14 protein-coding genes are annotated in these 16,084 nt (G+C 64.2%); 9 read left to right on the top strand and 5 right to left on the bottom strand.

Going from position 1 to position 16,084, the window contains the following annotated elements; translation table 11 throughout:
* Window positions 1–68 precede the first annotated feature (68 nt).
* Together nudC and WDB86_RS08730 are read left to right on the top strand one after the other, a co-directional pair.
* A complete protein-coding gene (gene nudC, locus WDB86_RS08735; RefSeq protein ID WP_406735701.1) occupies window positions 69–1,028 on the top strand; it encodes an NAD(+) diphosphatase in 960 nt (319 codons plus the stop codon).
* 69 nt (window positions 1,029–1,097) lie between these two features.
* Entirely contained in the window at window positions 1,098–1,571 is a 474-nt protein-coding gene (locus tag WDB86_RS08730) for an SRPBCC family protein (protein WP_339108858.1), read from the top strand.
* 206 nt (window positions 1,572–1,777) lie between these two features.
* Here WDB86_RS08730 and WDB86_RS08725 read toward each other — a convergent pair whose 3' ends face one another.
* Window positions 1,778–2,623: a prephenate dehydratase gene (locus WDB86_RS08725; protein WP_406735700.1), complete on the bottom strand. Its 846-nt coding sequence runs from the start codon at window positions 2,621–2,623 to the stop codon at window positions 1,778–1,780.
* Window positions 2,624–2,769: 146 nt separating this feature from the next.
* On the opposite strand from WDB86_RS08725, the gene WDB86_RS08720 reads away from it, so the two are divergent.
* The 3 genes from WDB86_RS08720 to WDB86_RS08710 all read left to right on the top strand — a co-directional run bounded on the left by WDB86_RS08720 (window position 2,770) and on the right by WDB86_RS08710 (window position 8,474).
* Complete coding sequence (locus WDB86_RS08720) at window positions 2,770–3,624, top strand: uracil-DNA glycosylase family protein (RefSeq protein WP_406735699.1); 855 nt, start codon at window positions 2,770–2,772, stop codon at window positions 3,622–3,624.
* 100 nt (window positions 3,625–3,724) lie between these two features.
* Window positions 3,725–5,167 (top strand): HlyD family efflux transporter periplasmic adaptor subunit, encoded by a 1,443-nt coding sequence (locus WDB86_RS08715; RefSeq protein WP_339108861.1) that lies wholly within the window; start codon window positions 3,725–3,727, stop codon window positions 5,165–5,167.
* 1 nt (window position 5,168) lies between these two features.
* Entirely contained in the window at window positions 5,169–8,474 is a 3,306-nt protein-coding gene (locus WDB86_RS08710) for an efflux RND transporter permease subunit (RefSeq protein WP_339108862.1), read from the top strand.
* Here WDB86_RS08710 and WDB86_RS08705 read toward each other — a convergent pair whose 3' ends face one another.
* Window positions 8,475–9,392, bottom strand: a complete 918-nt coding sequence (locus WDB86_RS08705) for a protein-disulfide reductase DsbD domain-containing protein (RefSeq protein ID WP_406735698.1) — start codon at window positions 9,390–9,392, stop codon at window positions 8,475–8,477.
* Between the two features lie 190 nt (window positions 9,393–9,582).
* Here WDB86_RS08705 and WDB86_RS08700 point away from each other — a divergent pair, with 190 nt between their 5' ends.
* Window positions 9,583–10,143 (top strand): YqgE/AlgH family protein, encoded by a 561-nt coding sequence (locus WDB86_RS08700; protein ID WP_339108864.1) that lies wholly within the window; start codon window positions 9,583–9,585, stop codon window positions 10,141–10,143.
* Window positions 10,144–10,182: 39 nt separating this feature from the next.
* Here the strand turns inward: WDB86_RS08700 and WDB86_RS08695 are convergent, their stop codons facing one another.
* Window positions 10,183–11,145: an L-threonylcarbamoyladenylate synthase gene (locus WDB86_RS08695; RefSeq protein WP_406720197.1), complete on the bottom strand. Its 963-nt coding sequence runs from the start codon at window positions 11,143–11,145 to the stop codon at window positions 10,183–10,185.
* A gap of 135 nt (window positions 11,146–11,280) precedes the next feature.
* Between WDB86_RS08695 and WDB86_RS08690 the strand changes: the two genes are divergently transcribed.
* From WDB86_RS08690 to WDB86_RS08680, 3 genes are all read left to right on the top strand, one after another.
* Window positions 11,281–13,005, top strand: a complete 1,725-nt coding sequence (locus WDB86_RS08690) for an acyl-CoA dehydrogenase family protein (protein WP_406737033.1) — start codon at window positions 11,281–11,283, stop codon at window positions 13,003–13,005.
* On the top strand, window positions 13,002–14,057 hold the full coding sequence (locus WDB86_RS08685) for an MBL fold metallo-hydrolase (RefSeq protein WP_406720198.1): 1,056 nt from the start codon (window positions 13,002–13,004) through the stop codon (window positions 14,055–14,057). Before WDB86_RS08690 ends, WDB86_RS08685 begins: the two co-directional genes overlap by 4 nt.
* 217 nt (window positions 14,058–14,274) lie before the next feature.
* Window positions 14,275–14,925 carry a hypothetical protein gene (locus tag WDB86_RS08680; protein ID WP_339108867.1) on the top strand — a complete coding sequence of 217 codons (651 nt, stop codon included), beginning with the start codon at window positions 14,275–14,277 and terminating at the stop codon, window positions 14,923–14,925.
* Window positions 14,926–15,038: 113 nt separating this feature from the next.
* On the opposite strand, the gene WDB86_RS08675 is transcribed toward WDB86_RS08680, so the two are convergent.
* A complete protein-coding gene (locus WDB86_RS08675) occupies window positions 15,039–15,371 on the bottom strand; it encodes an AzlD domain-containing protein (protein ID WP_339108868.1) in 333 nt (110 codons plus the stop codon).
* Window positions 15,368–16,072 carry an AzlC family ABC transporter permease gene (locus WDB86_RS08670; RefSeq protein ID WP_406735697.1) on the bottom strand — a complete coding sequence of 235 codons (705 nt, stop codon included), beginning with the start codon at window positions 16,070–16,072 and terminating at the stop codon, window positions 15,368–15,370. The genes WDB86_RS08675 and WDB86_RS08670 overlap by 4 nt, the downstream gene beginning before the upstream one ends.
* Between the last annotated feature and the right edge of the window lie 12 nt (window positions 16,073–16,084).

Below are 16,084 nucleotides of genomic sequence, written 5' to 3'. Positions count from 1 at the left end.
AAGGACTAAATTTCTAACCTTAGGCAAGCCCAATGCAGCAGCAACCTTAAGATCGAGATATTTTCGCAATGCCAGCCCCGTTTCCAGACCGCTTTCTTGTCGCCGAAGGGCCGTTTTTCTACGATAGACACCCCGGTCTGGCCTTTGCGGGCAGCGGTCTGGATCGTGCCGCCCACAGGCGCGCTGGCCCCGATATGACGGGCGCGCGGGGGGTTTTGATGTGCAACGGGCAGGTGTTGTGCACACAAGACGGGGACACGGCAGGCGATGCGGCCCCCCGTCTGGCGCTTTTTCCGCCGGATCATCCGCTGATGTCGGAGGCTCTCGGCGCGCGGGTGTTTCTCGGGGCGGGCGGGCCACGGGGAGAGCCCGTGTTTGCGCAGGACATACAGGACATGCCCGTCCTGTCCGACGCGGTCGCCTTGCGGGATCTGCGCGATGTGATGCTGGGCCTGCCGCCGCTGGAGGCAGAACTTGCGGCAACCGCGCGCGGGATTCTGGGCTGGCATCGCAGTCATGGGTTCTGTGCGGCCTGCGGGGCGGCGTCCGAGATCGTGCAATCGGGGTGGCAGCGCCATTGCCCGAGCTGTGGGGCGGATCATTTTCCGCGCACCGATCCTTGCGTGATCATGCTGGTCACCCAAGGCAATGACACACTTCTGGGGCGCAATCCCAACTGGCCCGAGGGCATGTATTCCTGTCTTGCGGGGTTCATGGAGCCCGGAGAGACCGTCGAAGCGGCGGTCCGTCGCGAGGTCTATGAGGAAACCGCGATCCGCACCGGCAGGGTCCGGCCTGTCGCGTCGCAGCCCTGGCCCTTTCCGGCCTCGTTGATGATGGGGTGCCGTGCCGAGGCGACCAGCCGCGAGATCATGACCGATCCGGTGGAAATCGAGGATGCGCTTTGGGTCAGCCGTGAAAGGCTGCTGCGGATTATGGCGGGTGGTGACAGCGTGATACGTGCGCCACGACCCGGTGCGATTGCGGGGTGGTTAATGCGGGAATGGCTTGCAGACCGGCTCGATTGACGGCTAGATCAGCCCTAACGTCATGATCAGTGTCACCTTTTGCTTGGTGCTGCCTTCCAGGAGTGTCGGATGAAATTCTCGACCCGAGAAGATATTTCTGTTCCCGTCGAGTTCGTGTTCGACGAGTTGAGCCAGTTCGACGCAATGGAAGAGGCGGCGCGCGAGCGGGGTGTGAAGCTGCGCCGGACCGACCAGCTCGAGTTTCCGGGCAAAGGGGTAAGCTGGGAAATCGAGTTCAGGCTCAGAGGCAAAATGCGCAAGCTGGAGGCCGAGGTGACCCGTTTCGAGCGCCCCGAGGTGGTGGCGCTTTCCGGGCAGTCATCCAGTTTTCAGGTCGAAACCGTGATTCTACTGACGGCGCTGTCGCGCAGCCGGACCCGTTTGCAGGTCGGTCTGGATATCCGTCCGCGCACTTTGGGGGCGCGGCTCATGCTGCAATCGGCCAAGCTGGGCCGGTCGAGCCTTGACCGCAAATTCGCGGACCGCGTCGGCAAGCAGATCCGCGAGATTGCGGCGCGTTACGAGGCCCCCGATCAGGACTGAAAAACAGCGCGACCCGACGTAGGGGAGGGCAGGTTTGCCCGCCCTTTCCTTGTGCCCTGTCCTTTGCCCGTTTCACGCTTTTGCCTATCCCGAGGCGGCCCGAAGCCGACCCGACCAACCGGCCCCGAAAATTCAAGGCCGAAAGTTCAGGGGCAAAAATTCAGGGCCCAAAAAACAGGCCCCGAAAAATGTGATAGGCTCTGTGATCAGCCGATTTCCTGACGGATCGGAGCGGCCGGATAGACCCCGAGAATCTCTAGCATATCCGTGAAATAGGACAGCTCTTCGAGCGCCAGTTTCACATTGGGGTCCTCGGGGTGGCCCTCGATATCGGCATAGAACTGCGTCGCGGTGAACTGGCCGCGCACCATATAGCTTTCCAGTTTGGTCATGTTCACGCCATTGGTGGCAAAGCCGCCCAAGGCTTTATACAGCGCCGCCGGAATGTTGCGGACACGGAAGATGAAGCTGGTCATCATCTTCTCGGCGCGGCGCTCGAAATCGGGCATGCGCGACATCACGAGGAAACGGGTGGTGTTGTTCGAGGCATCCTCGATATGGCGGGCCAGAACATCCAGCCCGTAGATCTCGCCCGCCAGTTCCGACGCCAGCGCGGCGATGCTCGGATCGCCTTTTTCGGCCACGATCTTGGCAGAGCCTGCGGTATCCGCGCCGACGATGCGATGCAGGTTATGGGTGGTCAGGAAGTTGCGCACCTGCCCCAGAAGCACGGTATGCGACATGGCCGATGTGACTTCTTCCAGCTTCGTGCCGGGCACGGTCAGCAGGTTGATATGTACCCGCACGAACGCTTCGCCAATGATCTTCAGCCCCGACGAGGGCAGAAGCTGGTGGATATCGGCCACGCGGCCATAGGTCGAGTTCTCGACCGGCAGCATCCCCAGATCCGCCGCGCCCGAGCGCACGGCCTCGATCGCATCCTCGAAGGTCCGGCAGGGCAGGGGGGCCATTTCGGGGAGGGCATCATGGCAGGCCTGATGGGAATAGGCCCCCAACTCGCCCTGAAAGGCGATTTTTCCGGTCTTGGTCATCGGGATCTTCCTGTCTGTTTGCATGGTGCCTAGCGCCAGATCGCCCGCAAGAAAAGGGAAAACGCGCATGTCCCGCACGCGGCGCGTGCGGCAGGGCGGCAGGAGGGGTATTTACCGGACCCGCCAGCAGGATTAAGATGCGCCGCATGACGCCTGAAGCTCTCTCGCCTTCCGATCTTAGCTATGATGCCGCTTTGGCGGCGTTGGAATGGCTGTGCGAGCTGGGGGCGGACGAGGCACAGGGCGATCTGGCGATGGATTGCTATGCTTTGCCCGACCGTCTGGCAAAGCCCGATCTTCCCGCTCCTGTTCCGGCGGGTGCGGCAGCTACGGCGGGCATGCTGGCCGCATCGCAGGCGACGGCTTTGCCACAGCGGCAGGCCCCGCCGAAGGTCGATCAGGTCGGGCTTGCGCGGCAGGCGGCAGGGCAGGCGCGCACATTGGCCGATCTGCACGAGGCGCTGGACGGTTTCGAGACCTGCGATCTGCGCAAGGGCGCGCGCTGCACCGTGCGTGCCGAAGGGCCCGAGGCGGCCCGCGTCATGATCATCGGGGATGCGCCCGACCGCGAGGAAGACCGTGCGGGGCGGCCCTTCATTGGCCGTTCGGGGCATATGCTGGACCGGATGTTTGCCGCCATCGGGTTGCGGCGCGACACGCCCGATAGGGCGGCGGCGCTGTTTCTGGCTCCCGTCCTGCCGTGGCGTCCGCCGGGGCAGCGTGAGCCCGAGGCATCGGAAATCGCGATGATGCGTCCGTTTCTGGCGCGGATGGTCGAGCTGGTCGATCCGGATGTCGTGGTGCTGATGGGCAATGCCGCCTGCTCGGCGGGGCTGGCACGGCGCGGCATTACCCGCCTGCGCGGCGAGTGGTCGGAGGCGTTCGGCAAGCCCGCCATCGCGATGTTCTCGCCGGTGCAGCTTCTGCGCAGCGCCGAGGCCAAGCGCGACACATGGGCCGATCTTCTGGCGCTGCGGGCCAAGCTGGACAGTCTGGGCTAGGACAATTTTGCCCGCATTCCCATGCAGATATATCTATCCCTAGAGGCGAAAGGCTGGCACTATAAGCCCACCTCGCCCATAGCCCCGGATACGCATAGAGATGCATTTTCTTTCACGCAGCCTTGGCGGAATTTTCCTTTTTGCGCTGACCCTCGGTCTTTTGGGAAGTGCTGTGGCGCTGATGCGGGCCACGCCTTCCGCCGAGGGGCAGGGCCATAGGCCGCCGCCTGCGGCAGAGCGCATCTTCGCCGCCGATGTGGTTGCGCTCGATTATCGGGATCTTCAGCCCAAGCTTGTCGCCTATGGCGAGATCCGGTCGAACCGGCGGCTGGAATTGCGGGCCTCGGCGGCGGGCACGATCCTCGCACTTGCGCCGGCGTTCGAAGATGGCGGCATGGTGCGTAAGGGGGATGTTCTGGTGCAGCTTGATCCTGCACAGGCGCAGGCCGTGCGCGACAGTGCCGTGGCCAGCCGTACCGAGGCCGAAGCCGCCTTGGCGCAGGCCGAACGGGCCTTGGCGATTGCGGGCGATGATCTGGAAGCCGCCCGCGCGCAGGCGGGATTGCGCCAGAAGGCCTTGCAGCGCCAGCTGGATCTGAATGCGCGCGGCATCGGCTCTGCGGCGGTGACCGAAGAGGCCGAGCTTGCCGCTTCCGCCGCCGATCAGGCCGTCCTGTCGCGCCGGTCGGCGCTGTCGCAGGCGCAGGCCACGCTGGATCAGGCCGGAACCGCGCTCAGCCGCGCGCGCATCGATCTGGCCGAAGCCGAACGTGAATTGTCGTTGACCACGCTGCGGGCGGGGTTTGATGGCAATCTGGCGGCGGTCAGCGTGGTGCAGGGGGGGCTGGTCTCGGTCAACGAGATGCTCGGGGAACTGATCGACCCCTCGGCGCTGGAAGTCTCGTTTCGGGTATCGACCAGCCAGTTTTTGCGTCTGACCGATGCACAGGGCGAGGTGCTGCCCCTGACCGCGCAGGTGGCGCTGGAGACTGCGGATGCGCAGGTGCGCTCGGCGGCCAAGCTGCTGCGGGTCGGGGCGGCGGTGGAAACCGGCACGGCGGGGCGGCTGCTTTATGCCCAGCTCCAGAGCGCGCGGGGGTTCCGTCCGGGGGATTTCGTGACCGTCACGCTGGACGAACCGCTGCTGGAGCATGTCGCGCGTTTGCCTGCGCAGGCGGTGGATGGCAATGGCGCACTTCTGGCGCTGGATCACGAGAACCGCCTGTATAGCGCGCAGGCCCGGATCCTGCGGCGCGAGGGCGACACCATTCTGGTGCGCTCCGATCTGCCGCAGGGCACGCAGGTGGTGGCGCGGCGCAGCCCGCTTCTGGGACAGGGGATCAAGCTGCGCCCGCTGGATCAGGGAGCATCGCTGGATCAGAGCATGATCGATCTGACCCCTGCGCGGCGTCAGGCATTGGTGGCGGTGGTGCAGAAGGATGCCACGCTGAGCGGCCCCGACCGCGCCGGATTGCTGGCGCAGTTGCAGCAGGAACGGGTTCCGGCGGCGATGGTGGCGCGGCTTGAACAGGCAGGGGGGTAAGATGCCTGCGCCGCGTGGTCTGATCAGCCTGTTTACCCGCCATGCCACGCTGGCCAATATCGTGCTGGTGGTCATGCTGTGTGCCGGTGTCTTTGCCGCGCCCAAACTGCGGGCGCAATTCTTTCCCGATACCGTCACCGACGAGATTGATGTGACGGTCACATGGGAGGGGGCGGGACCGGAAGATGTGGACCGCGCGATCGTGCAGGTGCTGGAACCCTCGCTGCTGACGGTCGAGGGGGTCGCCTCGAGCGAAAGCACGGCCCGCGAGGGGCGTGCCGAAATCGAACTGGAATTCGAACCCGGCTGGGATATGGGCCGCGCGATGGATGATGTGGAAAACGCCATCCAGCTGGCAGGCGATCTGCCCGAGGCCGCCGAAACGCCCGAGATCCGCCAGAGCGTCTGGCGGGATACGGTGACCGATGTGGTTATCACCGGCCCCTTGGCGCCCGAACAGCTGGGCCGTCTGGCCGACGAGATGATGGTGCGGCTTTATGCGCAGGGCGTGACGCGCACCACCTTATCGGGCATGGCAGCCCCGCAGACCGTGGTCGAAGTGCCGACCACCGCGCTGATGGCGCATAATGTCAGCCTGACGCAGATCATCTCGGTTATCGGGGCGGCTGCCGATGCGACGCCTGCGGGGGATGTGGCCTCCGGAGCCTCGCGGGTCCGGGCGGGCGAAGAGCGGCGCGAGGCGCGGCAGATCCGCGATCTGGTGATCCGCACCGATGCCGACGGGGCTGTGCTGACCGTGGGGGATGTGGCGCAGATCCGCGTCGAGGGGGCGGCGCGCGACCGCGCCTATTACGTGGGCAAGACCCCCGCCATGACACTCAATGTCGCCCGTTCCGCGCAGGGGGACGCCATTGCCCTGCAACGCAAGGTCGAACAGGTGGTCGCGCAAATGCGCCCCGACCTGCCCGCAGGCACAACCATCGCCCTTGTGCGCAGCCGGACCGAGCAGATCGTCGCGCGGCTCGATCTGCTGGTCGATAACGGCGTGATCGGGCTGGTGCTTGTGCTGGTGCTGCTGTTCCTCTTTCTCAATGCGCGCACGGCGATCTGGGTGGCGATGGGGATTCCGGCCTCGCTCGCGGCGGGGCTGGCGGTGATGTATGTTTCGGGGATGACGCTGAACATGATGTCGCTCTTTGCGCTGATCCTGACTTTGGGGATCATCGTCGATGACGCGATCGTGGTGGGCGAACATGCCGATTTCCGTGCCCGCCATCTGGGGGAGGCCCCCGCGATTGCCGCTGAAAACGGTGCCCGCCGGATGCTTGCGCCGGTCTTCGCCTCGACCCTGACCACGGTGATCGCCTTTGCGGGGCTGGTGGTGATTGGCGGGCGGATGGGCGATATGATCGTCGATATTCCGTTGACGGTGATCGCAGTGCTGGCGGCGTCACTGGTGGAATGCTTCCTGATCCTGCCCAACCATATGTATCACGCATTGACCCATCTGGGTCAGCCGCGCTGGTATGATGCGCCGTCACGGGTGACCAATCGCGGGCTGGACTGGTTCCGGCGCAAGGTGATGCGCCCCTTGCTGCGCGGAATCATCCATGCGCGCTATCCGGTGCTGGCCTTTGCGGTGCTGCTGCTGGCGGTGCAGGTGTTCCTGTTAAGGACGGGGCAGGTGCAATGGCGGTTTTTCGCGCCTCCAGAACGCTCGAGCGTGTCGGGGGCCTTCGCAATGGTCAACGGCACCACGCGAAAGGACACATTTGCGGTGATGGGGGAATTGCAGGATCTGGTCAGCCGTGTCGCTGCCGGATACGAGGCCGAATATGGCCGCAATCCGGTGACCTATGTGATCGGCCAGATCGGCGGCGCGTCGGGGCGGGATCTGGCCTCGGCGGATACCAAGGATAGCGACCAGCTGGGCTCGATCTCGATCGAGCTGATCGATCAGGATCTGCGCCCCTATAGTAGCGCCGATTTCATCCGCCGCCTTCAGGAACACCTTCCCGATGATCCGATGCTGGAAGAGCTGGCCTTCCGCAGTTTCCGTGCGGGCCCTGCGGGGGACAGCCTTTCGGTGCAGTTTACCGGCGCGGAAACCCGCGTGCTGAAGGAGGCCGCCGAAGCGTTGAAAGCCGCCCTTGCCGTCTATCCCGAGGTCTCGGCGCTGGAGGATAATCTGGCCTATGACAAAGAGGATCTGATCCTTGCGCTGACCCCGCAGGGGCAGGCGCTGGGCTTTGATACCCAGACGCTGGGGCAGGAATTGCGCGCCCGTCTGAACGGCACCGAGGCCGCAACCTATCCCGATGGCGTGCGCTCTGCCTCGATCCGTGTCGAGCTGCCCGATGCCGAGAAGACCGCCGATTTCGTGGACCGGATGCTGCTGCAAAGCCCGAACGGACAGTGGGTGCCCCTGTCCGATATTGTCACGGTGCGCCGCGAGGCGGGGTTTTCCACCATCCGCCGCGATGACGGGCTACGGCAGGTCGAGGTGACGGGCGATATTTCCGAAGACAACCCCGAACGCGCCAATGCCATCCTGACCGAAATGCAGACCCGTATCCTGCCCGATATCGCGCAGCGGCTGGGAGTGACATGGCTGCAAACGGGGCAGGCTGCGGACGAGCGCGCCTTTATGGCGGATGCAAAGGTCGGGCTGGTTCTGTGTCTGCTGGGGATCTATGTCGTGCTGGCATGGATCTTGGCCAGCTGGGCGCGTCCGCTGGTGGTGATGTCGGTGATCCCCTTCGGTCTGGTGGGCGCGGTCTGGGGCCATTACATCTGGGATTTCCCGATGTCGATGTTTGCCGTGGTCGGCGGGCTGGGGATGGTGGGGATTATCATCAACGATGCCATCGTGCTGATTTCGACGGTGGATGATTATGCCCGCACGCGCGGATTGCGACCGGCCATCGTGGATGCGGTGGCCGACAGGCTGCGGCCTGTTCTGCTGACGACGCTGACCACAGTGCTCGGACTTGCGCCGCTGCTTTATGAAGGCAGCGCCGAGGCGCAGTTTCTGAAATCCACAGTGATCACGCTGGTTTACGGACTTGGCTTCGGCATGGTGATCGTGCTGCTTCTGGTGCCGGCGGTGCTGGCTATTCAGGCCGATATCGCGCGACTATGCGCATCGACGCGCCGCGGGCTGAAGGCCCCTCGGCTGGCGGGGGCGCTCTGGCTGGGGGTCGGGCTGATCGTTGCGGGATTCGGGCTGGCCTTCGGGCCGGTGCTTCTGGCGGGCGGGAGCCTGGCGCAAAGCTGGCTGGTCTACACGCCCTTCATTCTGGGCGCGCTGGCCGTGGCGGCATGGCGCACGCGGCGGCAGCGCTGATCACATTCTGGCGCAGCCGTCCATTTCGATGGCATGGGTCTTGTCCAGAACCGTGATCCGCAGATCCTTCGGGTCAAGATCGAATGGCGCGGCATCGGGGGGGACGAAATCGGCGGTGGCCACCAACGCGCCATTTTCGAGGCTCATCCGCGAATCAGACACCCAGACCGGCTGCGAGGGCAGTTCGAACAGGGCCACCTGATGCGGGGGCTGACCCGCAGGCTGGTTGTTGGAGGGCTGGTTGTTGGAGGGCAGGCTGCTGACAGGCAGGCGGGCGGTGACCCGCATCCCGTCACGGATCGGCTCTATCTGGCAACTGGCCCGACTGGCGACTTTCTGCGGCTGCGCCTGCAGGGCTGCGGAAATCACCGGATCGCGGCGTCCCGGCCCTGCCAGATCGGCGTCAAGTTCCAGCGAAACCGGCACACAGATATCGTGGCAGATCCCCAGATCCAGATCGGCATCCAGCCGGATCGGTTGGGTGGGATCAATCGGGGACAGCTCTATCGGCAGGATCATCTGGTCTTTGTAACCGATTGATCTTGTGCCGCTTTGGGTGAAAACCTCGGGCCGAGGCCAATAGATTTTCACATCCTTGAGATTACTGGAGGCGCGGAAGCTGAAACTGGGAGGAATTCCCGCATCTCCGGGGTGGCGCCAATAGGTTTTCCAGCCCGGATCAAGCGTCACGCGGATTGCCGCCATGCGCGTGCCGTCGCTGGTCTGCCAGCCATCAAGCACCTCGGCCCTGTCGAGCCCCATGGGCAGGCCCGTTGGCGCATCGGCCGGCAGGGACGCGGGCATCGGTTCGAGATCTTGCGCGAAGGTGCGATCTCCCGCGCCGGAAGCCAGCGCGAGCGCGCCCAGACACAGCCCGAAACGAGGCCCCAAACGGGTAAGTTTTGACCGAATGCTCATGATCTTCGCTTATCGCGCCCGAGGCGCTTTCGGGAAGTCACAAACGCGCCAACTGCTCCGATGGCGGCCTTTTGGCAACATTGCCATCTTGAACCTGGATCTTTTGCACTCCAGTTTGGTTAAAAGACATGGGCGGTCTGTCATCCGATAGGCGTCACGGTAGCGATGGACATGGCACGAGGAGGCCCCGATGGATCTGAGCGGCAAGATTTTGATTGCAATGCCCGGTATGGGGGATCAGCGTTTCGAGCATTCGGTGATCATGATCTGTGCCCATTCGGAAGAGGGGGCAATGGGGCTGATCGTCAACAAACCGCTGCCCAAGCCCGACCTGCCGGATCTGCTGGAACAGCTTGGCATCACCATGACGGCCACCGACGAAAGCGGAGATCGTCCGATTCTGTTCGGCGGGCCGGTCGAGACCGGTCGCGGCTTCGTGCTGCATTCCACCGAATGGGATGGTGGTGGTCCGATGATGGAAGTCAGTGACGAACTGGCCATGACCGCAACGCGGGATATCCTTGAAGATATCGCCGCCGGAAACGGGCCGGATCGCGCCGTTCTGGCGCTTGGCTATGCCGGTTGGGGGCCGGGCCAGCTCGAGCAGGAAATCCTTGATAACGGCTGGTTGATTGCCGATGGCGATGCCGATCTGGCCCTGTCGGGCGATTACGCCAATAAATGGGTGCGCGCGCTTAATACGATGGGGATCGATCCGCGCACCTTATCCGCAACCGCGGGGCATGCCTGATAAGGGGAGCTGACACGGGGTTTGGTTTGGGGCCGCAGGTCAGGGACGCGGCGCAGCGGCCCTGTCCAGACGGTCATTGACCGCCAGCCCGAGCCCCGTCACCGGCACCGGCGCCACGGCAATGCAGTTGGCGCCTTTTTCCTGCGCCAGCCTGTCGGCCTGCCGTAACAGGCCGAACAGGCGGGTTGCGGCCTCGGTTGTATCGCCTTTTTCCGATAGGTTGAACTCGGCCCCCGCACAATCGGGGCCGAAGCCGATCCAGATTTCCCCGCTCTGGCGCGCACGGGCATTCAGCCGCACCGCAGCCCCCGGCGCGTAATGCGATTTCAGCTGGCCCGGCGCATTGGGTTTGTCACTATCGCCGCCCGTGGGAAGGGCACGGCCAAGACAGGCCTCGATCTCTTCCAGAGCCAGTCCGCCCGGGCGCAGGAGGGCCAGAGGATCGAGCGAGAGAATGGTCGATTCCACTCCCACATCGCAGGGCCCGCCATCCAGCACAGCCGCGATTTTGCCGGACAGCCCGTCCATCACATGGGCGGCGGTTGTCGGGCTGATTCGGCCTGACGGATTGGCCGAGGGGGCTGCCACGGGGCCGTCAAATGCTTGTAAAAGCTTGCGTGCGACCGGATGGGCGGGCATGCGGATCGCCAGTGTCTCCAGTCCGGCTGTTACCAGATCGGAGATGCCCGCATCGGGGCGCAGCGGCAAGACCAGCGTAAGCGGCCCCGGCCAGTAGCGCGCGATCAGCGGGCGCGCGGCATCGGGGATCGTGACATAGCGCTCGGCCATTTCGACCGAATGCACATGGACAATCAGCGGGTTGAACCTTGGCCGTCCCTTGGCGGTGTAGATCGCCGCGACTGCCGCGCTGTTCCGGGCGTCGCCGCCCAGCCCGTAGACGGTCTCTGTGGCAAAGGCCACAAGCGCGCCGGTGCCAAGATATTGGGCGGCGCGGGCATAGCCTTCGGTGGTTGGGGCAAGCAATTCGGTCGTGAGGGGCATCGGATGTATCTGACGTAGCGTCTTGATTGCTGAGGAGGGGGAAGGCGATAACCTTCGCTTTGTGTTGTCCTGTGCATAAGCCGGTCCGCCTCAAATGCCAAGCGGGCTGCGTTTGTTGCAGGAGAGGGAGGAATGATGACCTACTGCGCGGCGGCCCGAGATATCGCCTTTATCCTAAATCACCTGACATCTTTTCCGGCGCTTTACGGGGCCGGGCCTTTCGGGGATCTTTCCGGCGATCTTGTCACGTCGATCCTGAGCGAGGCAGCGAAGCTGTCGGATACGGTGCTTGCGGCCAGCAACCGCGCCGGAGATCTCGATCCGGCGCATCTTATCGACGGGCAGGTGAAAACCTCGCGCGGTTTTGCCGAAGCCTATGCCGCTTTGGCGGAAGGGGGCTGGATCGCGCTGTCGGCCCCGCAGGAGTATGGCGGTATGGGGTTGCCGAATGCGCTGGGACTGGCGGTCAATGACATGATGGCCGGTGCCAATATGGCGCTACATCTGAAACTGATGCTGACACAGGGCCAGATCGAAGCCCTGCACCATCATGGCAGCGAGGCCCAGAAGGCGCTGTATCTGCCAAAGCTCGTGTCTGGCACATGGTCGGGGACGATGAATCTGACAGAGCCACAAGCGGGCTCCGATCTGGGCGATATGCGCACAAGGGCGATGCCCTGCGCCGATGGCAGCTACGAGATCACCGGCCAGAAGATCTTTATCTCCTGGGGCGATAGCGATCTGGTCGAGAATGTCTGTCATCTGGTTCTGGCCCGCCTGCCCGATGCGCCTGCGGGCACCAAGGGGATCAGCCTGTTTCTGGTGCCGAAATACCTGCCCGCCGAACAGGGGGCTTCAGGCGAGGCCAACCGCCTGCATGTCGCGGGACTGGAACATAAGATGGGGCTGCACGGGTCTCCGACCTGCGTCATGGTTTTCGATGCGGCCAAGGGCTGGATCGTGGGCGGGGCGGGGCAGGGGCTGGCAGCCATGTTTACCATGATGAACAATGCCCGCCTGTCGGTCGGGGTCGAGGGGATCGGGGTGGCCGAGGCGGCGGTGCAGAAAGCGGCGGCCTTTGCTGCCGAGCGGGTGCAGGGGCAGCCGCTTATCGCCTTCCCCGATATCCGCAGGCTGCTGGCAGAGGCGCGCGCCGAGTTGTTTGCCGCACGGGCGCTGGCCCTGAAGGCGGGGGTGGCGCTGGATATGGCGCGCCTGTCCGAAAGCGGTGCCCTTGCACGTGAGACGGCTAGGGGAGAGCCCGTTGCCCCTGCGGACTGGATGGCGCGCGCTGCATTCCTGACCCCGATCGTGAAGGCCTATGGCACTGAAACCGGCATGCGGGCGGCTGATGCGGGAATACAGGTTCATGGCGGCATGGGCTATGTCGAGGAAACCGGGGCTGCGCAGTTTTTCCGTGATGTGCGGGTCAGTGCGATCTATGAAGGCACCAACGGCATTCAGGCGCTGGATCTGGTGGGGCGCAAGATGCGCGATGAGGGGCAGATGGCCGGCCTTCTGTTGCAGGAGGTGCAGGATCTGGCCGCACGGGCACGCCCGGACCATCCCGATCTGGCCGAGCCGGTCTGGGAAGCGGCCGAGGCCGTGGCCGAGGCTGTCGACTGGCTGGTTGGCCAACCGCCCGAGATGCGGGCCGCATGTGCGCATGATATGTTGCAGGCGCTTGCCCTCGTGCTGGGGGCGGGGGCGCATCTTGAGGCTGTTCTGGCCGATCCGGCCCGTCTGGCTCTGGCCGCGATCCATATCGGGCGGGTGCTGCCGCGCCATGCGGCGGCTCTGGCCGCGATGCGGGCGGCCTCTGGACTTCGGGCGCTTTCGCTTTCAGATTTGGGGCTATGAACGACACCGAGACCCGCCCCCGCTCGCTGCGCTACCCTTGGACCACGCCCCCCGAACAGGGCGCGCTGTGCGAGGTGGCGCCTGATGTCTACTGGTTCCGCCTGCCCCTGCCGATGGCACTGGACCATATGAACGGCTATGCGCTGGACGAGGGGGACAGCTGGACGCTGGTCGATACGGGCATCGACCGCCCTGCCTGTCGCGCGGCCCTGCAGGCGCTGCTGGAGGGGCCGCTTTCGTCCAAGCCGGTTGGCCGCGTGGTGGTGACCCATCATCATCCGGACCATATCGGGCTGGCGGGCTGGTTGCAGGCGCAGGGGGCCGAGCTTTGGACCACGCGCACCGCTTGGCTGATGGCACGGATGCTGCAACTGGATGTGCAGGAGCGCCCCGACGCGCAGACGGTGGCTTTCTGGAAGGCCGCCGGAATGCGGGCCGATATTCTGGCCAAACGGCTGGCGGAGCGCCCGTTCAACTTCGCCGATTGCACGGCCCCCCTGCCGCTGGGCTACCGGCGGCTGGTTGAGGGCGAGGTACTGCGCATGGCGGGGCGCGACTGGACCGTGCGGATGGGGCATGGCCACGCGCCCGAACATGCCACATTCTGGAGCGAGGATCTGGTGCTGGGCGGGGATCAGATACTACCGTCGATCTCGGCCAATCTCGGGGTCTATGCCACGGAACCCGAGGCCGATCCGGTGGCGGGCTGGATGGACAGCACGCGCGGCTTCCGGCCCTATGCCACGGAACGCCAGCTGGTCTTGCCGGGGCATAAGCTGCCTTTCTATGGGCTGCCGACACGGCTTGATCAGATGATCCAGAACCACGAGGGGGCGCTGAAACGTCTGCGCGCCCATCTAGGTGCCCATCCGGGTGGAGGGCCGAAGACGGCCTGCGACTGTTTTCCGCCCCTGTTCAAGCGCGAGATCACCGAGGCGGTCTACGGGCTGGCGATGGTCGAGGCGGTGGCGCATCTCAACCATCTCCACCACCGCGGCGAGGTCGGGCGGGTCGCGCGGGCTGACGGGGCGTGGCTCTGGCATCTGCTTTAGCCGCGCGCAGCGGCGCGGTATCGGGGCCATATAGGGACCGTCTTGCAGGCGGGCGGATTTTTGAAACCGTGCCCTTGGCGGAACAGCTTCGGGTTTTATCTGGAGCCTGACTTCTGCGGCGGTTGTCTTGCGCTGGATTTCCGTGTTTCAAAAGCCAGGTCGAGTGAGGGCGGTTGCCGCTCTTTATACGTGAAAAAGTTACAAGGGGGTCTGGCTGATGCGCCGACTACTTATTTGTTTGGGCATGCTGCTTGGCCTTGTCGCCTGTGCTGCCGAACCGCATTGGGCACCGGATGATGCTGTGGCAAAGGCGCATTATGTGTCGGGCGATCCGCCCTCGATCACGCTTTACACGGTTGTCAGCCGTGAAACCGGTGCCGGTGGCCATTCGGGGCTGATGATCGATGGTCCCGAGCGGGTGCTCTATGATCCGGCGGGGACGTGGTATCACCCCTACGCGCCCGAGCGGAACGACCTGCATTTCGGGATCACCGAGCGGATGCGGAAATTCTACATCGATTACCATGCCCGCGAGCGGTGGGACGTGATCGAGCAGAAGGTGCCGGTGACTATGGCGCAGGCGCAGATGATCCGTGCCAATGCCGAAAAATACGGTGCCGCGAAGAAATCCTATTGTGCCAATGCGATTTCGACCGTGCTCAAGGATGTTCCCGGGTTCGAGGCGATCCATCACACATGGTCGCCCAAGAAACTGTCGCGGTATTTCGCACAGCTGCCGGGCGCGACCTACCGCGTGTATCATGATAACGATCCCGAAAATAACTCGGGCGTGCTGATGATCCAGCAATCGGACCCGCGGGCCGCCGAGATCCGCGAAAAGGCTTTTGAAGAACAGGACGGCAAATAATACGCCGTTCCCCTCCAGCGGACAGGGCCCTTCGGGGCCCTTTTTGCTGCGTGGGTTTGTGCGGCAGGCTGGCTGTTGGCACAAAGGGGGGAGGCTTTGGCCTGACAGGGCGCCTAAAAGATCAGGAACAGGCCCAGATAAAGCGAGATAAAGCCTGCCAGAATGGCCAGCAGCACATTGCGTGTCACAATGCCTGCCCCAAGGGTCAGGAGGGCGGCCAGCATGCGTGCGGGTTCGGGCATGCCACCTGTCGCTTCGGGCCACAGGACAAGCGGGGCGACCATGCCGGGCAGCACGGCCACGGGGGTGTAGCGCAGATAGCGCAAGAGCCATTCGGGCATCGGTTTGCGCGCCGCCAGTCCCAGAAACACATAGCGCAGGGCAAAGGTGCCGATGCCCAGCACGATGATGATGGTCCAGATTTCGAACGGGGAATAGCCGGTCATGCTGCGCGTCTCCGTGCCAGAAACAGTTCAACCTGTGCGCCGGTCACCATCGCGCAGACCGCGGCGATCAGCAGGCCCATACCTGCGGGCAGGAAAGCCAGCAGCAGAGCCGCACAGACCGACATCAAAGTGGCCGCGATATGCGGCAGCGACCGTAGTGCGGGGGCAATCATCGCCAGAAACGTGATGGGCAGCGCGAAATCCAGCGCGAATTCCGGCGGGATGGCCGCGCCCGCGACGGCTCCCAGAAGCGTTGACAGATACCATAGCGGTGGCAATACCGTGGAACAGCCCGCATAGAAGGCGAGTTTTGCGGGCAGCGACATCTCGGGGCGCAGGCGATATTCGGTTTCGGCGGTCACAAATGTTTGGTCGACCATGAAATAGGCAACCAGCGCGTGCTGCCAGCGCTTTGCCTCCCCGAGATGGGGCGCCAGCGCGGCGGAATACATGGCCATCCGCAGATTGATGGCGAGCGAGGTCAGAATGACGAGGATCACGGGCGCATGTTCTTCCATCAAATGGATGGCGGAAAACTGCGAGGCACCGGCGATGACCAGAATGGTGAATCCCATCACCTCGCCAAGATCGAGGCCCGCCTCGGTTGCGGCCACGCCAAAGAGCAGGCCGAAAGGGGCGATGACCAGCGTAAAGGGCAGGGTGGCCACAATACCGCGAAGAAAGGCGTGACGCGCGTGCATGCTTTGCTCTTG

The organism is Thioclava sp. GXIMD4215, from assembly GCF_045291555.1.
Lineage (GTDB): Bacteria > Pseudomonadota > Alphaproteobacteria > Rhodobacterales > Rhodobacteraceae > Thioclava > Thioclava litoralis.
Note: the sequence above shows the minus strand (reverse complement) of the source record. Positions and strands in the feature narration are given on the sequence as shown.